The sequence below is a fragment of the Streptomyces sp. NPDC017943 genome, from assembly GCF_044328425.1.
GTDB classification, from domain to species: domain Bacteria; phylum Actinomycetota; class Actinomycetes; order Streptomycetales; family Streptomycetaceae; genus Streptomyces; species Streptomyces djakartensis_A.
This window is the reverse complement of sequence record NZ_JBIRHH010000002.1, coordinates 613,070-633,957: the sequence shown is the minus strand read 5'-3', so window position 1 is coordinate 633,957 and position 20,888 is coordinate 613,070. Positions and strand designations below refer to the sequence as shown.

Annotated in this window: 23 protein-coding genes and 1 riboswitch; of the genes, 8 read left to right on the top strand and 15 right to left on the bottom strand. The window is 74.4% G+C overall.

Annotated elements, in window-relative coordinates; all coding sequences use genetic code 11:
- Positions 1-60 precede the first annotated feature (60 nt).
- From ACH4C6_RS07855 to ACH4C6_RS07805, 11 genes are all read right to left on the bottom strand, one after another.
- A complete protein-coding gene (locus ACH4C6_RS07855; RefSeq protein ID WP_398107635.1) occupies positions 61-393 on the bottom strand; it encodes an STAS domain-containing protein in 333 nt (110 codons plus the stop codon).
- A complete protein-coding gene (locus ACH4C6_RS07850) occupies positions 390-1,718 on the bottom strand; it encodes a PP2C family protein-serine/threonine phosphatase (protein ID WP_398107634.1) in 1,329 nt (442 codons plus the stop codon). Before ACH4C6_RS07850 ends, ACH4C6_RS07855 begins: the two co-directional genes overlap by 4 nt.
- Positions 1,718-2,521: an alpha/beta fold hydrolase gene (locus ACH4C6_RS07845; RefSeq protein WP_398107936.1), complete on the bottom strand. Its 804-nt coding sequence runs from the start codon at positions 2,519-2,521 to the stop codon at positions 1,718-1,720. The genes ACH4C6_RS07850 and ACH4C6_RS07845 overlap by 1 nt, the downstream gene beginning before the upstream one ends.
- A gap of 60 nt (positions 2,522-2,581) precedes the next feature.
- Positions 2,582-3,238: a maleylpyruvate isomerase N-terminal domain-containing protein gene (locus ACH4C6_RS07840; protein ID WP_398107633.1), complete on the bottom strand. Its 657-nt coding sequence runs from the start codon at positions 3,236-3,238 to the stop codon at positions 2,582-2,584.
- Between the two features lie 209 nt (positions 3,239-3,447).
- Positions 3,448-4,323: an energy-coupling factor ABC transporter ATP-binding protein gene (locus tag ACH4C6_RS07835; RefSeq protein ID WP_398107632.1), complete on the bottom strand. Its 876-nt coding sequence runs from the start codon at positions 4,321-4,323 to the stop codon at positions 3,448-3,450.
- Positions 4,320-5,069, bottom strand: a complete 750-nt coding sequence (cbiQ, locus tag ACH4C6_RS07830) for a cobalt ECF transporter T component CbiQ (protein ID WP_398107631.1) — start codon at positions 5,067-5,069, stop codon at positions 4,320-4,322. The genes ACH4C6_RS07835 and cbiQ overlap by 4 nt, the downstream gene beginning before the upstream one ends.
- Positions 5,070-5,075: 6 nt before the next feature.
- Positions 5,076-5,441, bottom strand: coding sequence for an energy-coupling factor ABC transporter substrate-binding protein (locus tag ACH4C6_RS07825; RefSeq protein WP_398107630.1), 366 nt, complete (start codon positions 5,439-5,441; stop codon positions 5,076-5,078).
- Entirely contained in the window at positions 5,438-6,139 is a 702-nt protein-coding gene (locus ACH4C6_RS07820; protein WP_398107629.1) for an energy-coupling factor ABC transporter permease, read from the bottom strand. The genes ACH4C6_RS07825 and ACH4C6_RS07820 overlap by 4 nt, the downstream gene beginning before the upstream one ends.
- Before the next feature lie 29 nt (positions 6,140-6,168).
- Positions 6,169-6,354, bottom strand: a riboswitch (cobalamin riboswitch).
- Positions 6,355-6,456: 102 nt separating this feature from the next.
- Positions 6,457-7,890, bottom strand: a complete 1,434-nt coding sequence (locus ACH4C6_RS07815; RefSeq protein ID WP_398107628.1) for a protein kinase — start codon at positions 7,888-7,890, stop codon at positions 6,457-6,459.
- 384 nt (positions 7,891-8,274) lie between these two features.
- Positions 8,275-9,072: a VOC family protein gene (locus tag ACH4C6_RS07810; RefSeq protein WP_398107627.1), complete on the bottom strand. Its 798-nt coding sequence runs from the start codon at positions 9,070-9,072 to the stop codon at positions 8,275-8,277.
- A gap of 139 nt (positions 9,073-9,211) precedes the next feature.
- Positions 9,212-10,018, bottom strand: a complete 807-nt coding sequence (locus ACH4C6_RS07805) for an SDR family NAD(P)-dependent oxidoreductase (RefSeq protein WP_398107626.1) — start codon at positions 10,016-10,018, stop codon at positions 9,212-9,214.
- 261 nt (positions 10,019-10,279) lie between these two features.
- On the opposite strand from ACH4C6_RS07805, the gene ACH4C6_RS07800 reads away from it, so the two are divergent.
- The 6 genes from ACH4C6_RS07800 to ACH4C6_RS07775 all read left to right on the top strand — a co-directional run bounded on the left by ACH4C6_RS07800 (position 10,280) and on the right by ACH4C6_RS07775 (position 14,855).
- Complete coding sequence (locus ACH4C6_RS07800) at positions 10,280-10,963, top strand: hypothetical protein (protein WP_398107625.1); 684 nt, start codon at positions 10,280-10,282, stop codon at positions 10,961-10,963.
- A gap of 211 nt (positions 10,964-11,174) precedes the next feature.
- A complete protein-coding gene (locus ACH4C6_RS07795; RefSeq protein ID WP_398107624.1) occupies positions 11,175-11,792 on the top strand; it encodes a sigma-70 family RNA polymerase sigma factor in 618 nt (205 codons plus the stop codon).
- Positions 11,793-11,915: 123 nt separating this feature from the next.
- Positions 11,916-12,593 (top strand): transcriptional regulator, encoded by a 678-nt coding sequence (locus tag ACH4C6_RS07790; RefSeq protein ID WP_398107623.1) that lies wholly within the window; start codon positions 11,916-11,918, stop codon positions 12,591-12,593.
- On the top strand, positions 12,590-13,573 hold the full coding sequence (locus ACH4C6_RS07785) for a pyridoxal-phosphate dependent enzyme (protein ID WP_398107622.1): 984 nt from the start codon (positions 12,590-12,592) through the stop codon (positions 13,571-13,573). Before ACH4C6_RS07790 ends, ACH4C6_RS07785 begins: the two co-directional genes overlap by 4 nt.
- 61 nt (positions 13,574-13,634) lie before the next feature.
- Entirely contained in the window at positions 13,635-13,994 is a 360-nt protein-coding gene (locus tag ACH4C6_RS07780) for a cupin domain-containing protein (protein ID WP_398107621.1), read from the top strand.
- A 159-nt stretch (positions 13,995-14,153) separates the two neighbouring features.
- Positions 14,154-14,855 carry an SDR family oxidoreductase gene (locus ACH4C6_RS07775; protein WP_398107620.1) on the top strand — a complete coding sequence of 234 codons (702 nt, stop codon included), beginning with the start codon at positions 14,154-14,156 and terminating at the stop codon, positions 14,853-14,855.
- Here ACH4C6_RS07775 and ACH4C6_RS07770 read toward each other — a convergent pair whose 3' ends face one another.
- Both ACH4C6_RS07770 and ACH4C6_RS07765 read right to left on the bottom strand, forming a co-directional pair.
- Complete coding sequence (locus tag ACH4C6_RS07770; protein WP_398107619.1) at positions 14,856-16,214, bottom strand: VWA domain-containing protein; 1,359 nt, start codon at positions 16,212-16,214, stop codon at positions 14,856-14,858.
- Positions 16,211-17,068 carry an AAA family ATPase gene (locus ACH4C6_RS07765; protein ID WP_398107618.1) on the bottom strand — a complete coding sequence of 286 codons (858 nt, stop codon included), beginning with the start codon at positions 17,066-17,068 and terminating at the stop codon, positions 16,211-16,213. Before ACH4C6_RS07765 ends, ACH4C6_RS07770 begins: the two co-directional genes overlap by 4 nt.
- Positions 17,069-17,210: 142 nt before the next feature.
- Here ACH4C6_RS07765 and ACH4C6_RS07760 point away from each other — a divergent pair, with 142 nt between their 5' ends.
- On the top strand, positions 17,211-17,786 hold the full coding sequence (locus ACH4C6_RS07760; protein WP_398107617.1) for a TetR/AcrR family transcriptional regulator: 576 nt from the start codon (positions 17,211-17,213) through the stop codon (positions 17,784-17,786).
- A gap of 38 nt (positions 17,787-17,824) precedes the next feature.
- On the opposite strand, the gene ACH4C6_RS07755 is transcribed toward ACH4C6_RS07760, so the two are convergent.
- Both ACH4C6_RS07755 and ACH4C6_RS07750 read right to left on the bottom strand, forming a co-directional pair.
- Positions 17,825-19,135 (bottom strand): FtsX-like permease family protein, encoded by a 1,311-nt coding sequence (locus ACH4C6_RS07755; protein ID WP_398107616.1) that lies wholly within the window; start codon positions 19,133-19,135, stop codon positions 17,825-17,827.
- A 3-nt stretch (positions 19,136-19,138) separates the two neighbouring features.
- Entirely contained in the window at positions 19,139-19,924 is a 786-nt protein-coding gene (locus tag ACH4C6_RS07750; protein WP_398107615.1) for an ABC transporter ATP-binding protein, read from the bottom strand.
- Positions 19,925-20,081: 157 nt separating this feature from the next.
- Between ACH4C6_RS07750 and ACH4C6_RS07745 the strand changes: the two genes are divergently transcribed.
- Complete coding sequence (locus ACH4C6_RS07745) at positions 20,082-20,876, top strand: SDR family NAD(P)-dependent oxidoreductase (RefSeq protein ID WP_398107614.1); 795 nt, start codon at positions 20,082-20,084, stop codon at positions 20,874-20,876.
- Positions 20,877-20,888: the final 12 nt, after the last annotated feature.

Here is a 20,888-nt window from a genome sequence, read left to right as displayed (position 1 = left end):
CGCGCGTCGGCGGGGACCGGTGGCGCGGCAGCCGCCGCCCGCGCCGGGTCCCCGCCGCCGTCAGGACGCGGCTTCGGCCTGAGGGCGCAGGGTGAAGACGCGGTCCAGGCCGACCATGGTGAGCACGCGCATCAGGTGGGCGGGCACGCCGGTCAGGACGACGTCGGCCCCGGCGGCCAGGGCGTGCTGGCGTGCGGCCAGCAGGGCGGTGATGCCGGAGGAGTCGCAGAAGTCGAGACCGGACAGCTCCAGGGTGAGGCATTGCCCGGCGGCGAGGGGGACTTCCTCGACCCGGCGGCGCAGCTCGGGGGCCCGGTCGTAGTCCAGGTCGCCCGCCACGCGGACGGCGGGGCCGGTCGCGGTGTCGTGGTGACTGATGGTGAGCGCGTTCATGAGGCGGACCCACTGGTGGGGCCGGTCCGGGCGGGGCCGTCGGTGGCCGGGGCGCCGAGGGCGAGCAGGGCGGTGTCGTCGTCCAGCCCGTCGCCGAAGCCCCGCAGCAGTCCGGTCAGCGCGGAGATCACCTCGCGGGGCGAGGCGGGCGCCCGCTCGGCGGCGAAGGCGAGCAGGGCGTCCTCGCCGTACAGGTCGTCGCGGCCGGGGCCGAGACGGGCCTCGGTGAGACCGTCGGTGTAGAGCACCATGGTGTCGCCGGGGGCCAGGACGGTCTCGGCTTTGCCGATCGGCGCGCGGGGCAGGACGCCGACGAGCAGACCGCCGGGGGTCGGCAGGAAATCGGCACCGCCGCCGGCCCGCAGGACGAGCGCCGAGGGATGGCCGCCGGAGGCGATGCGGACGGTCACCGAACCGTCGGGGCCGCCGGGCTCGGCGATCCCGAAGATGCACGTGCAGTACCGGGGGTCGCCGCCTGCCGTGTACCGCTCGTGCAGCACGGCGTTCAGCGTGGCCAGGGCCGATGCGGGCTCGGGGTCGTGGTGCGCGGCGGCCCGGAGCGTGTAGCGGGTCAGCGAGGTGAGCGAGGCCGCCTCGGGGCCCTTGCCGCACACGTCGCCCAGGAAGAACGCCCACCGGTTGCCGTCGACCGGGAACAGGTCGTAGAAGTCGCCGCCCAGCTGGTCCGGAGAGGCCGTGTGGTAGTGGACGGCCGTCTCCAGTCCGGGGACGACGGGCAGCGAGTCCGGCACGAGGGACTTCTGCAGGACGGCCAGGGCGTCGGCGAGGCGGGCGCGATCGGCCTCGGCCTGGCGCCGTGCCTCGTCCGCCTCGGCGCGGGCGCGCTCGGCCTCCTTGCGGCGGCGCAGCAGTTCCTCTTCGTAGGCGCGGCGGTCGGACGCGTCGAAGACGGTGATGCGGGTGAGCAGGGGATCGCCCCCGCTGCCGCGCTTGAGCACGGCCGACACCAGCACCGGCAGCCGTCCGCCGTCCGCGCGGCGCATCTCCAGGGCGATGCCGCGCAGCTCTCCCTGCATGCGCAGCAGCGGCGCGAAGTGCGTCTCGTGGTACAGCTTGCCGCCCACGGTCAGCAGGTCGGGGAAACGCTTGCGCCCCACGACCTCCGCGCGGTCCAGGCCGAGCCAGTCCAGCAGCGTGCTGTTGATCTTGGCGATGGTGCCGTCCATCATCGTGGACAGGTAGCCGCACGGGGCGGACTCGTAGAGGTCTTCCGCGCTGTCCTCCAGCAAGGCGGTGAACACCGCGTCGGTGCTCGGCTCGTCCCCGGTCCCCGCGGGTTCCGGCGCGCCGGTCGTACGGCACATCACCGCAGCGACTCCATGAAGTCGAGGATCGCCCCGGTGGTCGCCTCCGGCGCGCTCAGCTGCGGGCAGTGACCCGTGGCGTCGAGGGTGACCAGACGCGACGAGGGGATCGCCGCGTGCACGTACGCCCCGACCTCGCGGGGCGCGATCGCGTCCTGGTCGCACTCCAGCACGAGGGTCGGCACGGACACGCCCTTGAGGTCCTCGCGGCTGTCGGTCAGGAAGGTCGTCCGGGCGAAGACCCGGGCGATGTCCGGGTCGGTGGCGCAGAAGCTGTTGGTCAGCTCCTGACCCAGCTCGGGCCGGTCCGGGTTGCCCATGATCACCGGAGCCATGACGGACGACCAGCCCAGGTAGTTGGCCTCCAGGGAGCCGAGGAGTTCCTCGATGTCCTCGGCGCTGAAACCGCCGCGGTACCCCTCGTCGTCGATGTAGCAGGGGGAGGGCGTCACCATCACCAGGGCCCCGATGCGCTCCGGCACGGACCGGGCGGCCAGCACACCCACCATGGAGCTGACCGAGTGGCCCACGAACACCGCCTGCCGCAGGTCCAGCTCCTCGCAGACGTCCACGACGTCCTGCGCGTAGCCGTCCAGCGACGAGTAGCGCTCCTCGCTCCACGCCGACAGGTCCGATCCACCGGAGCCCACGTAGTCGAACAGCACGACCCGGTACCGCTCGGCCAGGGCCGGCAGTACCAGGCGCCACATGTTCTGGTCGCAGCCGAACCCGTGCGCGAGGAGGAGCACGGGGGCATCAGCCTGCCCGATGACGTTCACGTTGTTCCTGCGGCGGATGTCCATACCGGCCATGGTCCCATCCCGCCGGATCCGCCACGACGGCGGGCGACACGGGAAGGGGAGTCAGCCCAGGTGGAGCGGGAAGCGGGGCGTCCGCTCCGCCAGCGCGGCCTGCTCCGCCCCGGTCGGGGCCCGCCTGCCGGTGCCGATCAGCAGCGCGTCCGCGTCGCTGAAGGACGCCGGGAACGGCGAGCCGGCGATCCCCTCCAGCATCTCCCGCGACCGGCGGAGCGCGGCCGCCGGCGGCTGCGGCGCGCGGGGCACGTGCGCGATCAGGTCGAGGTGGTGCAGGGTCCACTCCAGCACGTACGCCGACAGGTAGTCCGCCACCGTGAGGACCTCGCCACGGGTGCCCACCCGCCGGGCCGGGTCCGCGAGCAGGGCGGCGCGGCCCGCGGCGGAGCCGACGTCGTCCAGGTGGAACGCGAGCAGGCGCGGGTCCTCGTACGCGGACGCCAGCCGGACGGTCAGCGCGTCCAGGGGGTCGTCGCCGGTGGGCGGCGCGGCGGAGACCTCCCAGTACGTCAGCGCGTCCCGGGTCGGCTCCCGGTCCGACGGGGTCGCCAGGGTGATGAGGACGTCCTGCGCGTCGATGACCAGATGGCACACCAGGTCGCGCACCAGCCAGCCCGTGCAGCCGGACGGGCGTCCGAAGTCCACGTCGTCCAGGGCGGCGACCGCCCCGCGCAGCGCCGTCCAGGACGGGGAGAAGAGATCCACCCCCGGAACGTAGTGGGGTCCGGCGGGGAGGGACAAGCGCCTTTCGGGGCAGTCGAACCGGTGACGGGGCGGTCGCGGGGGTGCGTCGCCGGTGATCCCCTCGCGCACGAGGCACGTTCCGGCACTGCGAGCCCCACCCGGACGGACCGGTGGGCCACGGCGGTCAGGGAACCCCCGGGTTTCGTCCGCCGCCGCGGACCCGTGCAGTCCTACGTCGACCGAACCGGCGACCCCTCCGGCACGGCATCCGCTCGTCCGGCGACCAGGGCCGCGAGCTCCTCCGGCGTGCGGGGGCAGGGCTGCGAGCCGGTCACCAGGCCGTGGGCGCGCAGCAGGTGAGCGGCCGCGGCTCCCCACGGCAACCGCAGTCCCGCCGCGTGCAGCAGATCGGTGCGCGCCAGGGCCACCGGAGCCGGCCCGGTGCGCACGCCGGACGGGGTGAGCAGCGCCGCGTCGTCGGCCCAGCGCAGGGCGAGGTCGACGTCGTGGGTGGCCATCACCACGGTGGTGCCGCTCGCGCGCAGTCCGTCCAGGGTGGCGAGCAGCCGTTCCTGGCCCTCCGGGTCGAGCCCGGCCGTCGGCTCGTCCAGGATCAGCACCCGCGGACGCATCGCGACGGCGCCCGCGATGGCGGTCCGCTTGCGCTGGCCGTAGGACAGCAGGTGCGTGGGCCGGTCGGCCAGCGCGGTGATGTCCAGGGCCGCCAGCGCCTCCGCCACCCGCTCGCGCACCTGCCCGTCCGGCAGACCGAGGTTCAGCGGCCCGAACGACACGTCCTGCTCCACGGAGGCCGCGAACAGCTGGTCGTCCGGGTCCTGCACCACGAGCTGCACCGTCGTCCGCAGCCGGGTCAGCCCCTTGCGGTCGTACGTCACCGCCCGCCCTTCGAGGCTCAACTCGCCCCGGGTCGGGCGCAGTCCGCCGCTCAGCAGCCGCATCAGGGTCGTCTTGCCGCTGCCGTTGCGGCCGAGCAGCGCGAGTGCGCGGCCCTCGGTGACGGTGAAGTCCAGACCGCTGAGCACGGCCGGGCCGTCCTCGTAGGCGAAGGAGGCGCCCCGCAGGGCGACGAGGGCTGGCTCGCTCACAGCGGCGGCCTTTCCAGGAGGAAGGTGAGGGCGGCCAGCACCGCGAGCAGCAGGCAACTGACGGCCGTGAAACGGACGGAGACACGCGCCTCGGGGACCAGGACGCGCAGCGTGCCGTCGTAGCCGCGCCCGGCCAGACCGGCCTGGAGGCGGGAGGCCCGGTCGAAGGCCCGCACGAACGCCGTGGCACCGAGACCGGCCAGGGAGCGCCACTCGGCGCGGCGGCCGGTGTGACCGAGCCGGGCCGCCTGGGCCTGCCGGATGCGGCGCACGGAGTCCAGCAGCAGAAAGCTCATCCGGTACGTCACCAGCGCCACGTCCACCACGGGCGCCGGGACCCCCGCGCGCACCAGGCGCGGCAGCAGGTCGGACATGGGCGTGGTGAAGGCGAACAGCAGCACGCCCAGCGAGGCCGCGGAGGTGCGCAGCATCAACTCCCCGGCCCGCAGCGGACCGTCGGCGGCGAGGGAGACGAACCCGCCCGGCCCGCCGACCTGCACCAGCAGGGTCAGCGCGCCGGTCGCGCAGAAGCCCAGCGGCACCCGGTAGGCCCGCCACAGGCGCCGCCCGGGCACACCGGCCGGACCGAGCAGGAGCACGACCGCGGTGGCGAGCACCAGGGCCGCGCCCGGCCAGGGCGGCAGACAGACGGCCAGCACGGTCAGGCCCAGTCCGAGCACGGCCTTGTCCACGGGATGACGGCGGCGCCAGCGGCTGCTGTGCGCCGCCGCGTCGATCGGCAGCACCCGGGCTCAGTCCTTCGCGGAGACGGACTCCCCGGCGGCCGGGGGAGCGGCCGCCGCCTCCCGCTCCAGCGCCCGCTGTTCGCCCTGCCGTCGTCCCCGGCGCAGCCCGAAGTAGTAGGCGAGGACACCGGCGCCGAGCGCGGCCTGGAGGGAGAACAGGACCGACTCGATCTCCCCGGACGGCGGTTCGTACAGGGGGGAGAACCACGGCTCGTAGTCGGGCTCGATCTCGGTGATCGCCGTCTCGGCCTCGGCGTCGGCGCCGGTGAAGGGCTCCTCCTTGTGGTCGCCGAGGCCGAGCACGAGCGGCAGCACGGCGAGCGCGGCCACGACGAACAGCAGCAGCAGGTTGATCTTCGTGTTCCGGCTCATCGGGCCACCGCCTCGGTCTCGTCGCGCGTCTCCTTGGCGGTGAGCAGCACGCCGAGCCGCGTCAGCTCGCCCTTGCTGGACTGCACCAGCAGCCGCATCACGAGGACCGTCAGCAGTCCCTCGCTCACCGCGAGCGGGATCTGCGTGAGGGCGAAGATGGAGCCGAACTTGCCGAGCGCGCCCAGGAAACCGCTGCCCGGGTCGGGGAAGGCGAGCGCCAGCTGCACGCTGGTGACGCAGTATGTGGACAGGTCGGCGACGAACGCGCCGCAGAACACCGTCACCATCAGCGGCACGTCGAACCGCCGCAGCAGCTTGTACACGGCGTACCCGGCCCAGGGCCCGACGATCGCCATGGAGAAGACGTTGGCGCCGAGCGTGGTCAGCCCGCCGTGGGCGAGCAGCAGCGCCTGGAAGAGCAGGGTGATGGTGCCGAGCACGGTCATGACGGGCGGCCGGAACAGGATGGCCCCCAGGCCCGTGCCCGTCGGGTGGGAGCAACTGCCCGTGACGGAGGGCAGTTTCAGCGCGGACAGGACGAACGTGAAGGCGCCGGAGGCGCCGAGGAGCAGGGTGCTCTCGGGGTGCTCGCGCACCTCACGGGTGAGTGACCGGACCCCGTGGACGACGAACGGCGCCGACGCGACGCCCCAGGCGACCGCGTGCGCCGGAGGAAGGAAACCCTCGGCTATGTGCATGGCTCAGCAGACCCTCTCCAGCACCTCGTGGATGGTTGACGCGCCTTGGCCGGTCTCCTGGCTGACGGGTACCACCGCCCGGACTCCGCCTTCCCGGGTCACAAGGACCCAGTGGCTGCCCGCGAGGGCCGGAGCCGGACTTCCCGATTCACAGTGGCGAGGGCCGCACCGGCATCACACCGGATTTCCCGTTCACCAAGGCCAGGTGACAATAAGGCCCGGATCAGGACGAGCACAACCCGCACCCGGGGGCGCGCGAGGGGCGCCCCCTCGCACACCGGCGCACCTGGGGCTCCGCCGGGGGAACGCCTCGTGGGTCAGTCGTCGCCCTCGTCCCCGCCGTCCTCGGCCTCGCCGTCCCCCTGCTGCGCGGGCGGTTGCTCCTGCTCCGGCTGCTCCGCCTCCGCCGGTGGCTCGGCGCCCGCGTCCGGCGGGGGTGCGGTGCTCTCGGCGGCCGGAGAGGGCGGGGCCTGCTCGACCGGCGTCGTGCCGGGCGGGGTGACATCGGCCACCGTCCCGGTGGCCGGCGTGGCGGCGGCCGGGCCGGAGTCCGGCCGCGATCCCGACGCCGGGCCGGAACTCGCCGCGGCGGTGGGGGTGCTCGCGGTGGGCGAGGGGCCCGGGTCGGTGCCCTCCGTGGCGGTGTCGTCCGGCGAGAACCACTGCATGCCGATGAGCATCGCGGCGACGAACAGCGCCGCGGCCGCGACCGCGGCGACGGCCTTCGAACGGTTTCCGCTCCCCCCGCCGCGTCGCCCACCGCGCCCGGGACGCGCCGCCTGCGCCGCGCGGGCCGCGCTGCGCGACCCGGGTGCCGCCGGCAGCGCGTACGTGGTCGGGCTGCTCGCCCCCGCGCCCGCAGGGGTGCCGTGAGCGGCCGGTGCGGGCCGGGGCCGGGACCGCCCGGGCGCCGACATCTCCGGCAGCGGCTCGGGCAGCCCCCGCCAGGCGCCGCCCGCGAACCACTCGGCCGCCTGCTGCGCGGTGGGCCGGTCCTCGGGCTGCTTGGCGAGCAGGCCGAGCAGGTAGTTCTCGAACGCCGGCGGCAGACCGGAGACGCCCAGCTCGCGGGGCGGCACCGGAGCGGCGTCGAGGTGCTGGTGGAGCAGGGCGACGGCGCTGTCCGCCTCGAACGGGGGGCGGCCGCTGAGGAGCTGGTAGAGCACGCAGCCCAGCGAGTACATGTCGGAGGCGGGGCCCGCGGGTTTGCCCAGGGCGCGTTCGGGGGCCAGGTACATCCCCGTGCCGACGATCTGGCCGGTGGCGGTGAGCGCGGCGCCGGGGTCGTCCATGAAGCGCGCGATGCCGAAGTCGCCGATCTTCAGGGTGCCGCGGGCGTCGAGCAGCAGGTTGGCGGGTTTCACGTCCCGGTGCACGATGCCCTGTGCGTGCGCGGCGGCGAGGCCGGCGGAGGCCTGTGCCGCCAGGACCGCCACGCGCTCGGCGGGCAGCGCGCCCGACGTGGCGAGCAGCTGGGAGAGACTGTCGCCGTCGACGAGCTCCATCACCAGGTAGAGCCGGTTGTCGAACTCGCCGAAGTCCAGCACGCCGACCACGTGGGGGTGGTTCAGGCGCCCGGCGGTCTGGGCCTCCAGCCGGAACCGCGAGGTCGCGGTGGCGTCGGTGTCCTGGGGCAGCAGCAGCTTGACGGCCACCGCTCTGGCGAGCGTCTCGTCGTACGCACGCCAGACCTCTCCCATTCCACCGCGCCCGATCTCCACATCCAGCCGGTAGCGGCCCGCTAGCAGCACTCGTCCTCGTCTCACGCTCAGGGGAAGGTCCGCCGCCGCAGACCGAACTCCCCGCGCATGCACGGAGATTGCCGAGGGCTGCCGCAGCCGCCCCAGGATACTGGCGCCGCGCGCCCCCGCGATCCCCCGGCGGAGGCGGCCCTTCCACGCCCGGGAGGGCGGGCTGACCACCAGGGGCCGGACGCGGCCCGCGGCCCCGCAGGACGTGCTCTCGCGGTGTGGTGGCGGGGGCCTGCCGGCGGCCGGGGTGGGGCGGGTCGGCCCGGCGGTCGGGGGCCGGGTGGCCCGTCGTGGCCCGACCGGGGCCGCGGGCGTCACGGCGTAAGCCCCTGTGATCAGCGGCGGCCCGCGGGCCCCGTCAAGAGGCCCGGCGCCGTGGGGCGTTCAGTCCTCCGACGGGGCGAGCAGCACGAACTCCGCTCCCGCCGGGTCCAGGCAGACGGCCAGCCTGCCGACGCCCTCCATGTCCTGCGGCCCCATCTGCACCTCGCCGCCCTTCTCCGTGACGCGGGCGGCCGCGGCGTCGCAGTCCTCGACCGCGAAGACCGGGTGCCAGTACGGCCGTCCGTCCGTCAGCGTCAGGTCCTGCGCGTCCATCTCCATCAGCCCGCCGTGCATCCGGTCCTCGGGCAGGCCCGCCGGCGTGATGAGGGTGTACGTGCCCGCGCCGCCGGGCAGCGGCATGTCGCTGAACTGCCAGTCGAACAGGCCGCCGTAGAACTCCCTGGCCGCCGCCGCGTCGGTCGTGAACAGTTCGACCCAGGACAGCGAGCCCGGCTCGTCCACCAGGTCCAGGCCGGCGTTCGTCCCCGGCTGCCAGACGGCGAACTGGCCGCCCAGGGGGTCGCTGTACTGGGCCATCCGGCCCCACTCGTCGAGGTCCATCGGCTCGACCCGGACGGTGCCGCCCGCCTGCCGCACGGCCTCGGTCGTGGCGTCCGCGTCGGGGACGCTGTAGTACAGCATCCACGCCGGGCGCGCGCCCTCCTCGGTCAGCTTGCCGAGGCCGCCGACGACCTTGCCGTCCTTCTTGAACATCCCGCCCTCGAAGTCCTCGCTCTCGCCCATGGACTCGTACTCCCACCCGAGCACGGCGCTGTAGAACGACGCGGCGGCCCGGACGTCCGGAGCTCCGAGGTCGAGCCAGCAGGGTGAGCCGGGGGCGTACTCCGTGGTGATCATGGCGGTGCTTCCCTTCAGCGAGTCCTGGGCCCAGCGTGACACCGGGCACCCGGCGGCGCGCGCCGCCGCTCTCCACTCGGGGGACGCCGGGGGCCGGGCGGGGTGCCGCCGCGAGCACTGCGCAGGATCTCGGGGTGGGTCAGTGGACGGACAGGCCGCCGTCCACGAACACCGACTGGCCGGTGACGTACGCGGAGGCCGGGCTCGCCAGGAACACGGCCGCGCCCGCGAAGTCCCCGGGCAGGCCGTTGCGCCCGATCATGGTCCGGGCGGCCAGGGCCGCCACCGCCTGGGTGTCGGACTGCAGGCGGGCGTTGAGCGGCGTCATGACGAAGCCCGGCACGAGCAGGTTGCAGGTCACGCCGCGCGGCGACCACGCCTCGGCCTGGGAGCGGGCCAGCGCCTCCAGTCCGCCCTTGGAGGCGCCGTAGGCCCCGCTCTGGATGAACGCGCGATGCGCCTGCTGGGAGCTGATGTGGATGATCCGCCCGTAGCCGCGCTCCGCCATGCCGGGGCCGAAACGCTGACCCAGCCGGAAAGGGGCCTCGAGGTTGACGGCCATCGTGGCGTCCCAGACGTCCTCGGTGAGCTCGTCCATGGGCGGACGCAGGTTGATCCCCGCGCTGTTGACGAGGATGTCGGGTTCGCCGAACACCCCCACCGCGCCGTCGGCGGCGGCCCGCACGCCCTCCCGGGTGCTCAGATCCGCCGCGACCCAGGCGGCCCGGCAGCCCAGGTTCGTCAACTCGGCCACTGTTGCCGCGAGTTCGCCCTCCTTCCGGGCCACGATCACGACGCTCGCCCCGGCGCGGGCCAGCGCCACGGCGATGGCGCGCCCGATGCCGGAACTGCCGCCGGTGACCAGCGCGACGCGGCCCTCCAGGGAGAACAGTTCGGCGAGGTAGGCGGGCGGCGTCGGGGTGCTGTGCGTCGGCTGGTTCGTCATGCCGCCCCACTCTAGGTGGGGGCAGGGCCGCCTCTTGGGGTACGGCGGGGAAGGCGACGACGCGGCACTGCATGATCGGCACGGCGCTGGGGTGGGGCAATGTGCCCACCATGCGGGCGGGCGGCCGGACGGGCGGCCGAACCCGAGGGGTGCCCGTCCCTCGTAGTGGCCTGGATCACATGGCGGGGATTGAGTGCCCGGACCGGGTGCCGCGCGTACGCATGGGTGCAGAACGGGGGCCGGATGCGAGGATGAGGCGCCATGACAGCTGGGTGGTGCGTCCGCACGGTACGGGCCGCGGTGTTCGCGGCCGTCTGTGTCGTGCTCGCCGCCCTGGGCCACGTCATGATGTCCGGCGACCATGTGCCGCCGTGGGTGATGGCGGCCGGCTGGGCCGCCACCGGCGCGGCCGGCTGGAGCCTGGCGGGCCGTGAACGCGGACCCGGGGTGGTCGTCGCCGTCGCGGTCGCCGTGCAGACCGCCCTGCACTCGGCGTTCTCCCTCGCCCCGCAGGGGGCCCGGGAGACGGCCGGGGGAGCGCACCCCGCGGGCGCCCACCCCATGCCCATGGGCATGCACATGAACATGGGTGCCGGGCCGGACGCGGGTGCGGGCGCGAGCGGGATGCGCCACGGCGCGGGAGCCGCGGGGCACGCCGCGCACGGCCCCGGTGACGACTCGTCCCTGGGGATGCTCGCCGCGCACCTGCTCGCCGCCCTGCTCTGCGGCCTGTGGCTGGCCCACGGGGAGCGGGCCGTCTTCCGTCTGCTGCGCGCCCTCGGCGCCCGGCTCGCCGCTCCGCTGCGGCTCCTGTTCGCCCGGCCCGCGCCGCCGCCCCCGCCGGCGCCTGTGCGCCGCCGGCCCGGCGACCGCAGGCCGCGGCTGCTGCTCCTCGTCCACGCGATCACCTCCCGAGGGCCGCCCGTGGGGGCCGCTGCCGCCTGACGGCAGCCGGTGCCGGTCCCGGGGCGGCCTTCGCGCCGCTCCGGTCCGCGTCCCGTGCCCGTACTTCGTGCGCTCCGGCCCGTCTCACGGCCACCGGGGTGCCGTACGGGCGCGCCCCTCCCCACTCACCGGACCACGCGCCCGTGCGTTGCCCGCCGGAGCAGTGTGCCCGCGCGCTTCCGTGGTCCCGGACCCCCGAGAAGGACACCTGGTGATCACTCCTGCCCTGCCCCGTGACGGATCGGCCTGCGCCGACGCGTCGATAACCGCCTGGGCGCTGGCCGCGCGCGGCGGCGACTCCGTGGCCGTCGAGCACTTCGTCCGGGCCCTGCACCGCGACGTCATCCGGTACGTCGCGCACCTGTGCGCCGATCCGCAGGCGGTGGACGATCTCGCGCAGGACACGTTCCTGCGGGCGCTCGGCAGCCTGCACCGGTTCGAGGGCCGCTCCTCGGCGCGCGTCTGGCTGCTGGCCATCGCCCGGCGCGCGGTCGCCGACAGCATCCGGTCGGGGGCCGTGCGTCCCCGCCGGGCCGAGCTGCCGGACTGGGAGCTGGCGGCCGAACGCGCCCAGCCGTGCGGCCTGCCCGGCTTCGACGACGGCGTGGCGCTGCGGGAACTGCTCGACGGGCTGCCCGAGGAACGGCGTGAGGCGTTCGTCCTCACGCAGGTGCTGGGACTGCCGTACGCGGAGGCCGCCGCGCTGAGCCGCTGCCCGATCGGCACGGTCCGCTCCCGGGTGGCCCGCGCCCGGGCCACGCTCATGGCCCTGCTGGCCGAGACGGAGGCCGAGGCGGCGGCACCGTCCGAGCCCGCCCTGGCCGCCTGACGGCAACCGCACCACCGGTGCCCGCCGGCCTGCCCGGCGGGCACCGTCATGTCTGGACGCTCTATCCAAGACCTGGACTGCTCGTCTAAGGTGGGTGGTGTGGAGGCGGTGGGAGGAGACGGGATGGACCATGCGCTGGACGCCGAACGGGACGCGATCCTCGCGGCGATGACACCCGTGGTGGACGGCATCGCCGCCACCTTCGGCCCGGTCTGCGAAGCGGTGCTGCACGACTACCGCGACCCGGAGAGGTCGGTGGTCGCCGTGGCCGGTTCGGTGACCGGCCGGAAGGTGGGCGGGGCGATGAGCGAGATCGGGATGCGCGTCCTGGCCGGCGGTGACGGGGCGGGCGACGAACTGAACTACGTCACCCGCACCCGCGACGGCGGCCTGCTCAAGTCCTCCACGATGGTGCTGCGGGACTCGACCGGTGCCGTCTTCGGCGCGCTCTGCGTCAACCTCGACATCGGCGCCGTCGGTGCGGCGCACCGGCTGCTCGGCGCCCTCGCCGGTGCGGCCCCCGTCCCCGCGGAGGTGCCCACCACCACCTTCGGCAACGACATCGACTCCGTCGTCGACGCCCTCGTCGACGCCCACCGGTCGCAACAGCGGGGCAGCTGGGCCGAACTCGACCGCGCGGAGCGCCTGGAGCTGTTCGGCGGCCTGGACGCCCGTGGGGTCTTCGCCGTGCGCGGCGCCGTCGAGCAGGTCGCCGGCCGGCTCGGCATCTCCCGCGCCTCCGCCTACAGCTACCTCTCCCAGGCCAGGGCCGCACACGACACCTCCGGAGGATCCGCGTGACGACCACGACCACCCCGCCGGTCACCCCCGCCGACGTCCGGGACGCCGCGGCCCGGCTCAAGGGCGTCGCCCACCGCACGCCCGTCCTGCGCTCCCGCACCCTCGATGCGCTCGCCGGCGCGGAGGTGCACCTCAAGTGCGAGAACTTCCAGCGGGTGGGAGCCTTCAAGTTCCGCGGCGCCTTCAACGCCGCCTCCCGGCTCACCCCCGAGCGGCTGTCCCGCGGCATCGCCGCCTACTCCTCCGGCAACCACGCCCAGGCCGTCGCCCTGGCCGCCCGCGAGCTCGGCACCACGGCCGTCATCGTCATGCCCGAGGACGCCCCGCCCTCCAAGCGCGCCGCCACCGAGGGCTACGGCGCCGAGGTCGTCACCTACGACCGGTACACCGGCGACCGTGTCGTCGTCGCCGAGGCCCTCGCTGCCGAGCGGGGACTGACGCTCATCCCGCCCTACGAACATCCGCACGTCATGGCCGGGCAGGGCACGGCAGCGCTGGAACTGCTGGAGGAGACAGGGGAGCTGGGAGCGCTGCTGCTGCCCGTCGGAGGGGGCGGGCTGATGGCCGGCAGTGCCACGGTGGCCAAGGCGATGTACCCGCGCATCCGGATGATCGGCATCGAACCGGAGGCGGGGGACGACACGAGGCGCTCCCTGGCGGCCGGGCGGCGCGTCAGCGTCCCGGTGCCGCGCACGATCGCCGACGGTCAGGCGCTGCACACGCCCGGAGAGCTCACTTTCTCCGTCAACCGGCGGCTCGTGGACGCGATCGAGCTGGTCGGTGACGACGAGATCCGGGAGGCGATGCGGTTCGCCTTCGAGCACCTGAAGATCGTCGTCGAACCGAGCGGCGCCACCCCGCTGGCCGCCCTGCTGACCGGGCGGGCGGGCCCCCTCCCGCCCCGCGTCGGGGTGATCGTCTCCGGCGGGAACGTGGACGCGCGCCGCTTCGCCGACCTGTGCGCGAAGGAGGGCGCCTGAGCTGGCGCCGCCCGTCGGGCGGACGGACGATGGAGGCACAGCCTCATCGAGGAGGAGCGTCATGCTGGAGATGAAGACGCTCGACAAGCCGGACGAGCGGCGCGACTACCCCCGAGGCCACCTGGAAGCCGTCCACATGAGTGGACTGGACTTCGCCGTGGCCACGTTCGAACCGGGCTGGCGCTGGTCGGAGTCCGTGGCCCCGCTCGCCGGGACCGACAGCTGCCGGATCCACCACAACGGCTATGTGGTGTCCGGCCGTATGCACATCCGCATGGACGACGGCGCCGAGGGCGAGGTAGGCCCCGGCGATGTGTTCGTCTGCTCGCCCGGCCACGACGCCTGGGTCGTCGGCGACGAGCAGTGCGTGGTGTACGACTTCGCCGGCGGCATGGCCAAGGCGTACGCCAAGACGGACTAGCACCCACCATCCCCTCACCCCGGGCCCGCCGGGGGCGGAGCGCAGGCCTCCCGCCCGCCGGCGGGCCGGCACTTGCCCTTCGGAAACCGATCGGTTTACCCTTCCGGACACGGGAAACTGATCGGTTTCCCGTTGTGTGCCATGTCGAGGGAGACACCCATGACCGCCATCGAAGGTTCCGTCGCTCTGGTCACCGGCGGCAGCCGCGGCATCGGCCGCGCCCTGGTCGCCGCCCTGTACGAGCGCGGTGCGCGGAAGGTCTACGCGACCGCCCGCGACCCGCGCACCGTCACCCACCCCGACGCCGTGCCGCTCGCCCTGGAGGTCACCGACCCGGCGTCCGTCGCCGCCGCTGCCGAGCGGGCCCAGGACGTCACCCTGCTGATCAACAACGCGGGCGCGGCGGTGAGCGCGAGCTTCCTCGACTCGCCCGTCGAGGACGTCCGGCGCGAGTTCGAGACGAACTTCTACGGTCCGCTCCTGGTCACCCGGGCCTTCGTCCCGGTCATCGAGCGCAACGGCGGCGGCCACCTCCTCAACGTGCACTCCGTGCTGTCCTGGATCGGGGTCGCCGGCTCCTACAGCGCCTCCAAGGCGGCACTGTGGTCGCAGACCAACTCGCTGCGCCTCGACCTCAAGCCGCGCGGCATCGACGTGACGGGCCTGCACGTCGGCTACGTCGACACCGACATGGCCGCCGGGGTCGACGCGCCCAAGTCCACGGCCGAGAGCGTCGCCGCCCAGGCCCTCGACGGCATCGCGTCCGGCGCCCACGAGGTCCTGGCCGACGACCTCACGCGGCGGGTCAAGGCCGGACTGTCGGCCGACCCGGCCGTGCTCTACCCGCAGCTCGCCGCCTGATCACACCGGCAGCAGCCGCGCCACCAGCGCGCTCAACTGCCGGACGTTGCGGCACTCGTGCATCTCCACCAGCTCGGCGTACGCCGGTGCGACCGAGTCGCCGGTGCCCCAGCGGTCGCGCTGCTCGGGATTGAGCCAGTACACGCGGCGGGCCCGTTCACCGATCCGGGCGAGCGCCGGCAGGTTCGGATCGCTGCGGTTCGTGCGCGCGTCCCCCAGGACGAACACGGTCGTGCGCGAACCGACCGCGTCGGCCCAGTGCTCGGCGAACTCGCCCAGCGCCATGCCGTAGTCGCTGCTGCCGTGGTGGCCGGTGACCGCCGCCTCCGCCTGGATGCGGACGCCGAGTCCCTCCGGGTCGGCGGCGCCGTGCCGGAGCAGGCCCGTCACCTCGTCGATCCGGTTGACGAAGGCGAACACCCGCACCTTGCTGAACTGGTCGTGCAGTGCCTGCACCAGCAGCATGGTGAAGTCGGAGAAGCCGGACACCGATCCCGACACATCGCACAGCAGCACCAGCTCGGGGCGGGCGGGGCGGCGCCGGCGCAGCACCGGACGCATCGGCACCCCGCCCGTGGAGAGCGAGCCGCGCAGCGTCCGCCGCAGGTCGATCGCGCCGCGGGAGGCGCGGCGGCGCCGGGCCGCGAGCCGGGTCGCGAGCTTGCGGGCGAGCGGCTGGACCGTGCGGCGCAACTCGGCCAGCCGGTCCTTGCCCGCGAAGAGGAAGTCGACCCGGTCGGCGGTCGGGGCGACCGCCCGCCGGGCGATCTCGTCGCGTCCCCGCCGCTCGGCGACGCGGCGCCGGGCCTCCGCGGTCACCAGCGCGCGGAAGGTCTCGATCCGCCGTCGGATCTCGTCCTCGAGCAGCCGGTCCGCGAAGCCCTGGCTGGCGCCCGCGCCGCGCACCTGGTCCCGCACGCGGGCCATCAGGGTCTGCGGCCGCAGCCGCTCCAGTGCCTGGTACGACGACCAGCCGTCCGACTCGGGCGAGGAGCCGTAGCCGCCGAAACCGTCGACGGCCTCGATCGCCAGCCGGCCCAGGAGGGCGCGGTCGTCCGCGGCCAGCGCGCCCGCCAGCCGGTCGCGCAGATCCTCCCGCCCGGCGGGCTCCCCGGTGGGAGCGCCGACCCCGCGCGGGAAGTACAGGTCGAAGACGGCGTCGAACACCCCCCGCTGCCCCGGCCCGTGCAGCAGGGTCGCCGCGAGGCCCTCGCGCAGCAGCTCCCGGTCGGCGAGGCCGAGTTCCTCCACCGCCCGCGCGGCGTCCACCGTCTGACCGGTGCCGATCCGGACGCCGTGCGCGCGCAGCGCCCCTACCAGGGAGGTCAGCCGCTCCGCGACACCGGCCGCTGCGCTCACAGGGCCTCCGGGTCGAGCTTGGCCGAGGCCTTCAGCACGTCGTCCTGGTGCTTGAGGAGCACGCCGAGCGTGGCCCGCACGACGGACCCGTCCAGGGTGCCGGCGCCGAGTTCCAGCAGGGTGCGCGCCCAGTCGACGGTCTCGGCGACCGACGGGGCCTTGCGCAGGTCCATCGCTCGCAGCGCCCCGACGACGCGGACGACGGACCGGGCCAGCGCCTCGTCCAGCCCGGGCACCCGCAGCCGTACGATCCGGCGCTCCAGCTCCTCGTCCGGGAAGCCGATGTGCAGGAACAGGCAGCGGCGGCGCAGCGCCTCGGACAGCTCTCGGGTGGCGTTGGAGGTGAGGACGACGAAGGGCCGGCGCGTCGCGGTGATGGTGCCCAGCTCCGGGACTGTCACCTGGAAGTCGCTGAGCACCTCCAGGAGCAGGCCCTCCACCTCGACGTCCGCCTTGTCGGTCTCGTCGATCAGCAGCACCGTCGGGTCGTCGCCCCGGATGGCCGTCAGCAGCGGCCGCGTGAGGAGGAACTCCTCGCTGAAGATGTCCGTGCGGGTCTCGTCCCACGTCTCGTCGCGGCCCGCGCTGATGCGCAGGAGCTGCTTGGCGTGGTTCCACTCGTACAGTGCGCGGGACTCGTCGACGCCCTCGTAGCACTGCAGGCGGACCAGCCGGGCGCCCGCGATCCGGGCGACCGCCTTGGCCAGTTCCGTCTTGCCGACCCCGGCCGGCCCCTCCACCAGCAGTGGCTTGCCGAGGCGGTCGGCGAGGAAGACGGTGGTGGCGACGGCGGGGGAGGCGAGATAGCCGGCCTCGGCCAGGCGGGCGGAGACCTCGTCGACGGATGTGAACAACGAAGACCTCCGGGCTGGGTGGGAGCGGCGAACGGCACTATCTAAGCGCTTGTTCACCGTCGCTGTCACGAGTCCGCCGGCCCGCAGCAGGTCAAAACCGATCGGTTTCCCCCGGGGTGGTGTGCGCGGTACCCTCGCCACCATGGCCACGACTGACAAGGCGTCCACCCGCGACCGGCTGCTCGACGCGGCGGCCGACCTCTTCTACCGCGAGGGCGTCTCCATCGGTGTCGAGACGCTGTGCCGCAGCGCCGGGGTCTCCAAGCGCTCCATGTACCAGCTCTTCGCGAGCAAGGACGAGGTCCTCGCCGCCAGCCTCGACCGGCTGCTCCCGCAGTACGAGGCGCGCCTCGCCCCCGCCCCGGAGGAGGCTCCGCCCGGCACACCGCGCGAAAGCATCCTGGGCGTCTTCGAGCGGCTGGAGAAGGCCGCCGCCGACCCCGCCTACCTGGGCTGCCCCTACCTCGCGGCGCTCGTCGAGCTGAAGAACCCCGCCCACCCGGCGAGCACGGTCGCCCGAGGAGCCAAGGAGCGGCTGCGCGGCTTCTTCCGCGCCCGGGCCGCCGAAGGCGGAGCCCGTGACCCGGAGCTGCTGGCCCGTCAGCTGATGCTCGTCTTCGACGGGGCCAGCGCCCGGGCGGGAGCGGGGATCGAGACCCTGGACGGGCTCACCACCGCGACCGTGACCGCGCTGCTGGACGCCTCCGGGACGCGCTGAGGACGGCCGCGCCGCGACCGCCCTCCGCATCTGCCCGCTCACGCCGCGGCCGCCACCGCCCGCACCGGGTCGGTGCGCAGCACCCGCCGGGCCGTCGCCAGGCCGGTCCCGAGAGTCACCGCCGCGGCGACGGCCACCACCCCGAGCCACACGCCGAACACCTGGCCGGGCAGCACACCGTCCGTGCGGACCACGGTGAAGGGCACGATCCCCGCCAGGGCGGCCAGCGTGCCGCAGCACACGCCGGTCACCGTCAGCACCAGCCCCTCGGCGCCCACCACGCCCAGCACCTGCCGGACGGTCGCCCCGGCCAGCCGCTGCTGCCCGAACTCCCGCTCACGATAGGAGGTCGCCGCGTACAGGGAGTTGACCAGCATGACGCAGACGAAGACCACGATGATGCCGACGACCGTGACGTTGAGCGTCTCCAGGTTCTTCGCGTCGACCGACTTCACCGCCCCCGAAGCAGCGACGGCGTCGCTCTCCACCGCCTGCATCGTCAGCGTCGCCGTCGCGACGGCCGTGAACAGGATCAGCGACATCGAAATCCCGGCGAGCTGCCCGGCCCGCTCCCGCAGGTTGCGCACCGCCAGCCACCCGCTCGCCCCGGTGAGCGGCAGCCGGTCCAGGACCACCGCCAGCAGCCTCGGCGCCTTCAGCGCGGCGCCGACCGACAGCAGGATCGCCCCGTAGGCCGGCGGCGCCATCAGCGCGGCGTCCGACGCCGAGAACGCGAACGTCGAACCCGCCGACGCGGCACCCAAGGCCAGGGCCGCGTACGCGAGAACCGCCCTCGCCCGCCCCCGCTGCCGGCCGCGGCCGGAGGCTCGCCGCACGGCGAGGAAGGCGGCGCCCGCCGCGGCGAGCAGGGTGATGCCGAACCCGGTCGAGGAGGCCACCGGCCCGAAGGAGAACTCCACCGACCGCGCGACCTGCCCGCTGTCCCGGAACACCTCGAGCAGCGCCCGGCCGCCGAGCACCGCCGGGCCCACGGCCAGCGCGGCGCCCACCAGGGCCACGGCCACCGCCTCACCCACGACCATCCGCTTGATCTGCCCCGGCGTCGCCCCCGAGCAACGCAGCAGGTCGAGTTCGGCTGCGCGCTGACGCACGGTCACCGTCAGCGTCGAGGCGATCGCGAAGAACACCAGCAGGGTGCCGTAGCCGCCCACCACGCCCGCCGCCGTGGACAGGGTCTGCGCACTGACCGGGTCCACCCCGGGCCGTGCGGCGGTGTCGTGCAGCGCGTTGAACGCCATGATGATCGCGGCGCCCAGGAACGCGGACAGCAGCGTCGCGAGGAACCGCCCGGGCCGCTGCCGCACCGACCGCATCGCCAGTACGAACATCGCTCACACCCCCGCCGTCGCGTCGTCGCCCAGGTGCGCCAGCCGCTCGGCGACCGCGTCCGCCGTCGGTGCCCGGAGCCGGCCCGCCAGCCGGCCGTCCGCGAGGAACAGCACGGTGTCGGCCCAGGAGGCGGCGACCGGGTCGTGCGTCACCATCACCACCGTCCGGCCGTGCACCCGCACCGCCTGCTGCAGCAGCCGCAGCACGTCCCGGGCGCTGCGCGAGTCCAGCGCGCCCGTCGGCTCGTCCGCGAAGATCACCCGCGGTTCGGTGACCAGTGCCCGGGCGATCGCCACCCGCTGGCGCTGCCCTCCGGAGAGCTGGTCCGGCCGGTGCCCGAGCCGGTCGCCGAGACCGACGGCCGCCAGTACCTCCCGCACGCGGCGCCGGTCGACGCGCCGCCCGGCCAGCTTCAGCGGCAGCACCGTGTTCTGCGCGACCGTCAGCGTCTCCAGCAGGTTGTACTGCTGGAACACGAACCCGATCTGGCCGCGGCGGAACCTCGTCAGCTCCGCCTCGCCGCCGCCCGTCAGTTCGGTGCCGTCGACCCGCACGATCCCGCTGTCGGGCCGGTCCAGACCCGCCGCGCACTGCAACAGGGTCGACTTGCCCGAACCCGAGGGCCCCATCACCGCCGTGAACGTGCCGCGCCCCAGCCCGAGCGTCACCCCGTCCAGCGCGGTCACGGCACCCTCGCCGCTGCCGTACGTCTTGGTGACCTCGACCAGCCGCAGTGCCTCGGCGGCGGGCTCCCGGTCCTGCTCCTGTCGTGCCCCGGTGCGGAACATCTCCTCGTCCCCCTTCGTCCGACACGCCCTGTGTCCCGCCTCGACGCTACGGAGAACGGGGCGTGGCCACACTGGCCGCAGAACCCGTATCAGGGGGTGTACTCAGCGACACCCCCGGGGTACCTGATCACTCCCGTACGGAAAGGGTTGGAACGGCATGCAGATCGATCTGAAGGGCCGCACCGCTCTGGTGACCGGCTCCACGCAGGGCATCGGCGCCGCCATCGCCACGGGCCTGGCCCGGGCGGGCGCCCGGGTGGGCGTCAACGGCCGCTCGCCCGAGCGGGTGCAGCAGGCGGTGGAACGGATGCGCGGTGAGGCGCCCGGCGCCGAACTGGTCCCGGTGGCCGCCGACGTGACCGGCGACGAGGGCGCCCGGCAGGCCGTGGACACGCTCGGGCAGGTGGACATCCTCGTCAACAACCTCGGCATCTTCGGGTCCGCCGATCCACTGGAGATCAGCGACGACGAGTGGCGCCGCTACTTCGACGTGAACGTGCTGTCCGCCGTGCGCCTGACCCGGCTCGTCCTGCCCGGCATGACCGAGCGCGGCTGGGGACGGATCCAGAACGTCGCCAGCGACTCGGCGGTCGTCATCCCCGCCGAGATGATCCACTACGGCATGTCCAAGACGGCCCTGCTCGCGGTCGGCCGCGGCTTCGCCAAGCAGGCCGCCGGCACCGGCGTGACGGTGAACTCCGTCATCGCCGGCCCCACCCACACCGGCGGCGTCGAGGACTTCGTCTACCAGCTCGTCGACCGCGACCTGCCGTGGGACGAGGCCCAGCGCGCCTTCATGAAGCAGCACCGGCCCCAGTCCCTGCTGCAACGGCTGATCGAACCGGAGGAGATCGCCCACATGGTCGTCTACCTCGCCTCCGACCAGGCCTCCGCGACCACCGGCGGTGCCCTGCGGGTCGACGGCGGCTACGTCGACTCGATCCTGCCCTGACGCCCGGCCGGG